At 75.4% G+C, this 8,664-nt stretch carries 5 protein-coding genes; 3 read left to right on the forward strand and 2 right to left on the reverse strand.

Annotated features, from left to right (window positions below; translation table 11 throughout):
* The 3 genes from E1281_RS33395 to E1281_RS33405 all read left to right on the forward strand — a co-directional run.
* On the forward strand, positions 1-1,108 hold a 1,108-nt coding region (locus tag E1281_RS33395), incomplete at its 5' end, for a DNA polymerase Y family protein (protein WP_131883706.1).
* 9 nt (positions 1,109-1,117) lie between these two features.
* Positions 1,118-4,387, forward strand: a complete 3,270-nt coding sequence (locus tag E1281_RS33400; RefSeq protein ID WP_131883707.1) for an error-prone DNA polymerase — start codon at positions 1,118-1,120, stop codon at positions 4,385-4,387.
* 127 nt (positions 4,388-4,514) lie between these two features.
* Entirely contained in the window at positions 4,515-6,437 is a 1,923-nt protein-coding gene (locus tag E1281_RS33405) for a protein kinase (RefSeq protein ID WP_131883708.1), read from the forward strand.
* A gap of 8 nt (positions 6,438-6,445) precedes the next feature.
* Here E1281_RS33405 and E1281_RS33410 read toward each other — a convergent pair whose 3' ends face one another.
* Positions 6,446-7,375: a Ppx/GppA phosphatase family protein gene (locus tag E1281_RS33410; RefSeq protein ID WP_131883709.1), complete on the reverse strand. Its 930-nt coding sequence runs from the start codon at positions 7,373-7,375 to the stop codon at positions 6,446-6,448.
* A 140-nt stretch (positions 7,376-7,515) separates the two neighbouring features.
* On the reverse strand, positions 7,516-8,439 hold the full coding sequence (locus tag E1281_RS33415) for a ribokinase (RefSeq protein WP_243717673.1): 924 nt from the start codon (positions 8,437-8,439) through the stop codon (positions 7,516-7,518).
* Between the last annotated feature and the right edge of the window lie 225 nt (positions 8,440-8,664).

Consider the following 8,664-nt stretch of genomic DNA (forward strand, 5'->3'; position numbering starts at 1 on the left):
GTTCGCCGCGGAGCTGGCCGCGCGGGCCGGGGAGGGCGGCCTGGTGGTGCCGGAGGGCGGCGCGGCGGCGTTCCTCGCGCCGTATCCGCTGTCGGTCCTGAACCGGCCGGAGGCGGCGGACCTCCTCCGCCGCCTCGGCGTCAAGACCCTCGGCGACTTCGCGGCGCTGCCGTCCGGGCACGTCGCGGGCCGCTTCGGGGCGGACGGGGCGCTCGCGCACCGGATGGCCAGGGGCGAGGAGCCGCGCCCGCTCGCGCCCGTCAGGACCGCCGCGGACCTGTCGGTGCGCGCCGCGTTCGACCCGCCCGCCGAGCGGGCCGAGCGGGTCGTGTTCGGGGCCAAGCGGCTCGCCGCCGAGCTGCACGAGGGCCTCGCGGCGGGCGGGCTGGCCTGCGTCCGGCTGGAGGCCGCGGTCGGGTTCGCGGACGGGCACGTCCTGCGGCGGCTCTGGCGGCACGACGGCCTGTCGGCGCTGGCGGTGGCCGAGCGGGTCCGGTGGCAGCTGTCGGCGTGGCAGCCGCGGGGCGACCAGGCCGAAGCCGTCTGGGGCGGGGTCACGTGGCTGGAGCTGGCGCCAGACCAGATCGTCCCGGACGAGGGGCGGCAGGACGCGCTGTGGGGGAGCACGGCCGTCACCGACCGCATCGCCAGGGCCGCCGACCGCATCCAGGCGCTGCTGGGCCACCAGGGGATCACCCGGCCGGTGCTGGTCGGCGGGCGCGGGCCGGGCGAGCAGGTGGTCCGGGTGCCGGTCGGCGACCTGGTCCCCTCGGACACGCCCGAGGGCCCGTGGCCGGGGCGTGTGACCGGGCCCGCGCCCGCGGTCGTCCCGGCGGCGCCGTCCCGGGCGGAACTGCTCGACGCGTCCGGCGGCGCGGTGGTGGTGTCGGCGCGGTGCGAGGTGTCCGCGCCGCCCGCCACGATCACCGTCCGGGGGCGTCCCGCCGCGATCACCGGCTGGACGGGCCCGTGGCCCGCCGACGAGCGCTGGTGGGACCCCGGCCGGGCGCGGCGCAGGGCCCGTTTCCAGGTCACCACCGACGACGGCGGCGCCTACCTGCTCGCCGTCGAGGGCGGCTCGTGGCACATCGAGGCCGTCTATGACTAGGGGCGGCTGATGGGGTGGCACAACCCGCCGATCTCGTGGCGGGAGCTTGAGGAGAAGCTGTCCTGGCGGCCGTCCGGGCGGCCTCCGGAGGCGCCGCCCGAGCCGCCGCGCCTCCCCCGCCGCACGGCGGCGGACGTGCCGTGGGCGGAGCTGCACTGCCACTCGTCGTTCAGCTTCCTGGACGGGGCCAGCGACCCCGCGGCCCTCGTCGCGGAGGCGGCGCGGCTCGGCGTGGAGACGATGGCGATCACCGACCACGACGGCATGTACGGGGCGGTGCAGTTCGCGCAGGCCGCGCACGAGGCCGGCATCGGGACGGTGTTCGGTTCGGAGCTGAGCCTCGGCCTGACGGGGCCGCGGGCCGGGGAACCCGACCCGGCGGGCCGGCATCTGCTGGTGCTCGCACGGGGCGCCCACGGTTACGCGCGGCTCTGCTCGGCGATCACGTCCGCACAACTCGCGGGCGGACGCAAGGGCCGTCCGGTGTACGACCTGGACACCCTGGCCGATGCCCATGACGGGCACTGGGCGGTCCTGACCGGGTGCCGGAAGGGCCCGGTCCCGGCGGCGCTGGAGGCGGACGGACCGGACGCTGCGGAGCGGGAGCTGCGGAACCTGATCGGCATGTTCGGCCGCGAGAACGTGTTCGTCGAGCTGGTCGACCACGACCAGCCCGACGACGACCACCGCAACGACCTCCTGTTCGAGCTGGCCGGGCGGGCCGGGGTGGACGTGGTGGCGTCCAACAACGTGCACTTCGCGGCGCCCGGGGCCGACGCGCGGCTGGCCCAGGCGATGGCGGCCGTCCGCGCCCGCCGCAGCCTGGACGACATGGTCGGCCGGCTCCCCGCGAGCGGCACGGCGCACGTCCGGAGCGGCGCGGAGATGGCGAAGCGGCTGGCCCGGTTCCCCGGCGTCCTGGAAAGGACGGCCGCGCTGGGGAGGGAGTGCCTGTTCGACTTCGACGTCGTCGCGCCGCGGCTGCCGGACTGGCCCGTCCCGGACGGGCACACCGAGGCGAGCTGGCTGCGGCACCTGGCCGGGGAGGGCGCGCTCAAGCGGTACGGGCCGCGGGAGCGGGAACGGGTCACCGGCGCGTACGAGCAGATCGCCAAGGAGCTGGACGTCATCGAGCGGCTCGGCTTCCCCGGCTACTTCCTGATCGTGCACGACATCGTGGAGTTCTGCCGGAGCCGGGGCATCCTGTGCCAGGGGCGGGGGTCGGCGGCGAACTCGGCGGTCTGCTACGCGCTCGGCATCACCGGTGTCGACGCCGTCCGGCACGGCCTGCTGTTCGAGCGGTTCCTGTCCCCCGGACGGGACGGGCCGCCCGACATCGACCTGGACATCGAGCACCGCCGCCGCGAGGAGGCCATCCAGTACGTCTACGGCCGGTACGGGCGCGAATGCACGGCCCAGGTCGCCAACGTCATCTCCTACCGGCCGCGGATGGCCGTGCGGGACGCGGCGCGGGCTCTCGGCTTCTCCCCCGGCCAGCAGGACGCGTGGTCGAAGGGCGTCGACCCGCGCGACCCGGTCGGCGCGGAGAGCGAGATCCCGGGCCCGGTGACCGAGCTGGCGAACCGGATGCTGACCCTCCCCCGCCATCTCGGCATCCACTCCGGCGGCATGGTGATCGCCGACCGGCCCGTCGGGGAGATCTGCCCGATCGAGTGGGCGACGATGCCGGGGCGCAGCGTCCTGCAGTGGGACAAGGACGACTGCGCGGCGGCCGGGCTCGTGAAGTTCGACCTGCTGGGGCTCGGCATGCTCGCGGCGCTGCACGACTGCTTCGACCTGGTGGACCAGCACCACGGCCGGCGGTACGACCTGCAGTCGGTCCCCGCGGAGGACCCCCTCGTCTACGACATGCTGGGCGACGCCGACACGGTCGGGGTGTTCCAGGTGGAGTCGCGGGCGCAGATGGCGACGCTGCCGCGGCTGAGGCCCCGCGAGTTCTACGACCTGGTCGTGGAGGTCGCGCTGATCCGGCCGGGGCCGATCCAGGGCGGGTCCGTCCACCCGTACCTGCGCCGCCGGAAGGGCATGGAGCCGGCGGCCTGCCCGCACCCGCTGATGGAGCCCGCGCTGTCGCGGACGCTCGGCGTGCCGCTGTTCCAGGAGCAGATGATGCAGCTCGCCGTCGACTGCGCCGGGTTCACCCCGGCCGAGTCCGACCAGCTCCGGCAGGCGATGGGCGCCAAGCGCGCACCCGAGCGCGTCGAGCGGCTGAGGCGGCGGCTGCTGGACGGGATGGCCGAACGCGGCATCCCGGCCGAGATCGCGGAGAGCGTGTACGAGAAGATCCTCGGCTTCACCGGGTTCGGGTTCCCCGAGTCGCACGCGCAGAGCTTCGCGCATCTGGTGTACGCGAGCGCCTGGCTGAAGCGGCACTTCCCGGCGGCGTTCACCGCCGCCCTGGTACGGAACCAGCCGATGGGCTTCTACAGCTCGCAGAGCCTTCTGGCCGATGCCCGGCATCACGGTGTCGTGGTCAGGGGCGTGGACATCAACGCCAGCGACGTCCACCCGACGCTGGAGGAGGCGATCGAGGTCGAGTCCGGCCATCCGCACGCTCCGGCCGAACCCCAGCCCGCGATCCGGCTCGGCTTCGCCGGCATCCGCAACCTGGGCGAGGAGTCGGCGGAGGCCGTCGCGGCGGGCCGCCCCTACACGAGCATGGAAGACCTCGCCCGCCGCGTGCCGCTGTCGGCCGGCGCCCTGGAGGCGCTCGCCACGGCGGGCGCGTTCGACCCGCTCGGCCTGTCGCGGCGCGAGGCGCTGTGGGCGGCGGGCGCGCTGGCGGGCTCCGGTCCGGGGCAGCTCGAAGGGGTGACGCCGGGCGCGTCCGCTCCGGCGCTGCCCGCGATGACGCCGATCGAGGAGACGCTCGCCGACCTGTGGGCCACCGGCGTCTCCCGGACTCACCCCGTGGCGCACGTCCGGGAGGCGCTGGACGAGCTGGGCGCCCTGCCGGCCGGCGGGCTCGCCGCGACGCCGGGCGAGACCAACGTCGTCGTCGCCGGGCTCGTCACCCACCGGCAGCGCCCGCCGACCGCCGGCGGCATCGTGTTCATGACGCTGGAGGACGAGACCGGCATCATCAACGTGGTGTGCCCGCCGCAGGTGTTCCAGCGGCACCGCGGCCTCGCCGTCGACGCGCAGGCCCTCCTGGTCGGCGGCCGCCTGGAACGCGCCGACGGGGTCACCAACATCCGCGCGACCCGCCTCCGGCGGCTGCCCGTCCCCGGCCGCGTCCGCGCCCGGAACTTCCACTGATCCCGATTCGCCGGGCGGACGCTAGAACCTCGCCGTCTCCTTTGACATCGTAAGAGCGGTGTGGGCCGCGTGCCGCTCGTGTGGGCGGCCGCCAAGGCGCGGCTCGTGGGCGGAAAAGGTGATCGTTATGGACGGCCCGCGAGCGTCTTCTCTGGGTGAACCGCGCCCCGGGGATCCCACGCGGATCGGCCGGTACCGGATCGAGGCGAAGATCGGCGAAGGCGGGATGGGCGCGGTCTACCTGGGCCGCGATCCCGAGGACCGCCGGGTCGCGGTGAAGGTCGTGCGGTCCGCGCTGGCCGGCGACCGGACGTTCCTCGCCCGCTTCCACGACGAGGCCGCCAACGCGCAGCGCGTCGCGTCGTTCTGCACCGCGCAGGTCCTGGAGCACGGCGACGACCTCGGCCTCGCCTACATGGTCACCGAGTACATCGACGGCCCGTCCCTGCTGGAGCACGTCACCGAGAACGGCGCTCTGTCGCCCGGGATGCTGCACGGCGTCGCGGTCGGGGTGGCCGCGGCACTGGTCGCCATCCACAGCGCCGGGCTGGTGCACCGCGACCTCAAGCCCAGCAACGTGCTGCTGTCCATCTCCGGGCCCCGCGTGATCGACTTCGGGATCGCGCGGGCGCTGGACGTGGCGTCCGCGCACACCCGGACCGGCCAGGTCGTCGGCACCCCCGGCTGGATCGCGCCCGAGCAGATCACCGCCCAGCAGGTCACCCCGGCCGTGGACGTGTTCGCCTGGGGCTGCCTGGTGGCGTTCGCGGCGAACGGCCGCAACCCGTTCGGGCAGGGCACGTTCCAGCTGCTGGCCGCCCGCGCCGTGCACGCCGAACCCGAGATCGGGGAGCTGCCGCCGTCGCTGGCCGGGCTCGTCCGGTCCGCGCTGCGCAAGGAGCCCGGCCGGCGGCCCAGCGCCCGCGACCTGCTGCTCGCGCTCGTGGGCGGTGCCGCCGAGGCCGATGTCACGACCGAGCTGGGCGAGTCGTGGACGTCCCCGCCGGGCGACCCGACCGTCACCTCCCGCGACGCCACCACCCCGTCACCCGCGCCGCCCGTCCTTCCCCCGGCGCCCGGCCGGGCGGACGGTCCGGACCGCCGCGACGGGCCTTCCCGGCGCACCACGCTCATCGCCGCCGGCGTGGCGGGGGTGCTCGCGGCGGCGGCCGTGGCGGGGGGCCTCTACTACTTCAGGGGGTCGTCCGGCGAGGCGGAGAAGCCGCCGGGGCCCGCGGCGTTCCCGTCCGAGCCGATGCTGGTCCGGGTCGACACCCGGCCCGGCTGGCCGGAGTCGTGCCATGCCGACATCGCCCGCTTCACGCCGGGCGAGGCGTCCGCGACGACGCTCGCCGGCGGGGACCGGTGCGAGATCCTGCCCGAACCGTCCCCGGACGGCCGCCGGATCGCGTTCACCCGGACGGGCGGCGGCAGCCGGGAGGCGTGGGTGATGAACGCCGACGGCTCCGGCGCGCGGAAGGTCACCGACATCGCGGGCGGGCGGGTGACCTGGTCGCCGGACGGCACGCGGCTGGCCTACATGGGCGAGGAGGGCGGCACCCGGCAGATCTTCACGATCACGCTGCAGGGCCGCGAGGTCACGCGGCTGACGCGGGACGGCTCGGCCAAGGACGATCCGATGTGGTCGTCCACGCGGAAGCTCGTGTTCTGGAGCGACCGCGACGGCGAGGAGGAGATCTACACCCTCGACCCGAACGCCCCAGGGTCCCCGTGGACGAAGCTGACCAGGGACGGCGTCCGCTCGGTGGATCCCGAATGGTCTCCCGACGGCTCCAGGATCGCGTTCACCCGGGGCGAGTCCGACGGCAGCTCGATCTGGGTGATGAACGCCGACGGATCGGGGGCGCGCGCCGTGACCACGGGCACCCGGGACGACATGGACCCGGCGTGGTCCCCCGACGGAAACTGGATCGTGTACGCGCGCGGCGCGGTCTCCGCACCGGTCCTCCGCGCCGTCCGCCTGGACGGCACCGGCGACCGGGTGGTCACCCCCCGGGGCCACGTGTTCGGTCACCCGAACTGGAGCTAGCACCCGGCTCAGGCGGTGATCATGTCGAGGCGGCGCAGGATGACGCCCTCGCGCAGCGCCCAGGGGCAGACCTCCAGCTCGGTGAGCTGGAACAGGTCCATCGCGGCGTCCGCGACGATCGCACCGGCGAGCAGCTGCGGGGCGCGCCGCTCGGACACGCCCGGCAGCCCGGCGCACTCGGCGGACGGCATCGGCGCGAGCTTGTCGGCCCACTCGGTCAGGTCGGCGCCCGCCAGGACGCGCCGCTGGTAGGGGCCGTCGGCCGAGGGGGCCGCGCCGCCGACCCGGGCGAGCTGCTTGAAGGTCTTGGACGTGGCGACCGCGTGGTCGGCGGGGCCGTACTTGGCGACGTCCCCAACGCGGCGGGCGATCTCCGCGCGGACGTGCCGGCGCAGGTCGCGGACCTCGTCCGGGGGCGGCGGGTCCGCGGTGAACCGGTCGCGGGTGAGGCGGGCGGCGCCGAGCGGCAGCGAGAACGCCACGTCCGGCTCCTCGTCGATCCCGGACGCGATCTCCAGCGAGCCGCCGCCGATGTCCACGACGAGCAGCCGTCCCGACGACCAGCCGAACCAGCGCCGGACGGCGAGGAACGTCAGCCGCGCCTCCTCCTCGCCCGGCAGCGCCCGGATGTCGATCCCCTTGTCGGCGCGGACGCGGTCGAGGACCTCCTCGCCGTTGGCGGCGTCGCGGAGCGCGGAGGTGGCGAACGCGACGAGGTCCTCGACGCCTTTGTCCTCGGCGACCTGGAGCGCCTCGTCGATGAAGTTGCGCAGCAGCGTCTCGCCCTCCGCGGACAGGCTGTCCCCGTCGTCGAGGTGGTCGGTGAGCCGCAGGTCCGCCTTGTGGGAGTACGCGGGGAGAGGCCGGGCCCCCTCGTGGGCGTCCACCACCAGCAGGTGCACGGTGTTCGAACCCACGTCCAGCACGCCGAGTCGCATGGGCAAAAAATATCGGACGGATCTTCCGGCATTCGGGACGGCCAGCCCCGAACCGCCGCGATGGACATGTTCCCGCAGGTGACGAGAGCGGCGGGTCACAGCATTGTGGCGGCGGGGCACCCGGCCGCCGGACCGGCGGTTCAGCCCGCGGGCGCCTCGGGAAGCTCGTCCGGCGCCGGGTAGGAGCTCTGCGCGCCGCGCTTGCGGACGGCGGCGGCGCCCACGCGGGTGGCGTAGCGGGCGGCGTCCCGCAGCGCGTCCCCGCGTGCGAGCCGGAGGCAGAGCGCGGCGGTGAAGGCGTCGCCCGCGCCGGTCGTGTCGACGGCCTCCGCCTTCGGGGACGGGATGGACGCGGTCCCCTCGCCGTCGGCGACCACGACCCCCTCGGGGCCGAGCGTGACGACGGCGGACCGGGCCCCGGACCGGACGAGCGCCTCCGCCGTCTCGTGCGGTCCGCCGTCGCCGCCCAGCAGGAAGGCGGCCTCGTGCTCGTTGACCACGAGGGGGTCGCAGAGGGCGAGCACCTCGTCCGGGACGGGGGCGGGCGGCGAGAGGTTGAGGACGACCCGTCCGCCCGCACCGGCGGCGGCGCGGGCGGCGGCCTCGACGGCGGGCATCGGCACCTCCAGCTGGAACGACACGACCGCGGCGCCCGTGATCATGGCTCGGGCGGCGGCGACGTCGTCCGGGCCGACCCGCCCGTTGGCGCCGGGCGAGACGATGATGCTGTTGTCGCCGTCCGCCCCGACCGTGATCAGCGCGACGCCGCTCGGCGTGCCCTCGGTCGTGGTCAGATGGGCGAGGTCCACGCCGTCCGCGGCCAGGGCGGCGCGGAGCATCCCGCCGTGCCCGTCGTCGCCGACCCGCCCGACGATGCCGACCCGCCCGCCGAGCCGGGCCGCCGCGACGGCCTGGTTGGCGCCCTTGCCGCCCGGAAGGGTGGCGAGGTCGGAGCCGAGCACGGTCTCCCCGGGCGCGGGCCTCCTGTCGACGCCGACCACCAGGTCCGCGTTGACCGATCCGACGACGACGACTTCCCAGCTCTGCGAGCGTTCTTCGATCACGGTGTAACCGATTACACGTGCGGGGGCGTCCGGCGCAACCCGCGCGGCCGCTAGCGACTGCGCAGCTCAGCCAGATCGACCGCCTCCGCCAGGTCGGCCACGGACGCGTAATAGCCGCGCCCGACGAGCATCCCGTTCCTCGTCACCAGGAACGCGCTCGACCCGCGGACGCCGGCGAACCCGGCCAGCACGCGGTGCGCCCCGCTGAGCCGCACCGCCGCGACC

The sequence above is a fragment of the Actinomadura sp. KC345 genome (genome assembly GCF_004348515.1).
Lineage (GTDB): Bacteria > Actinomycetota > Actinomycetes > Streptosporangiales > Streptosporangiaceae > Spirillospora.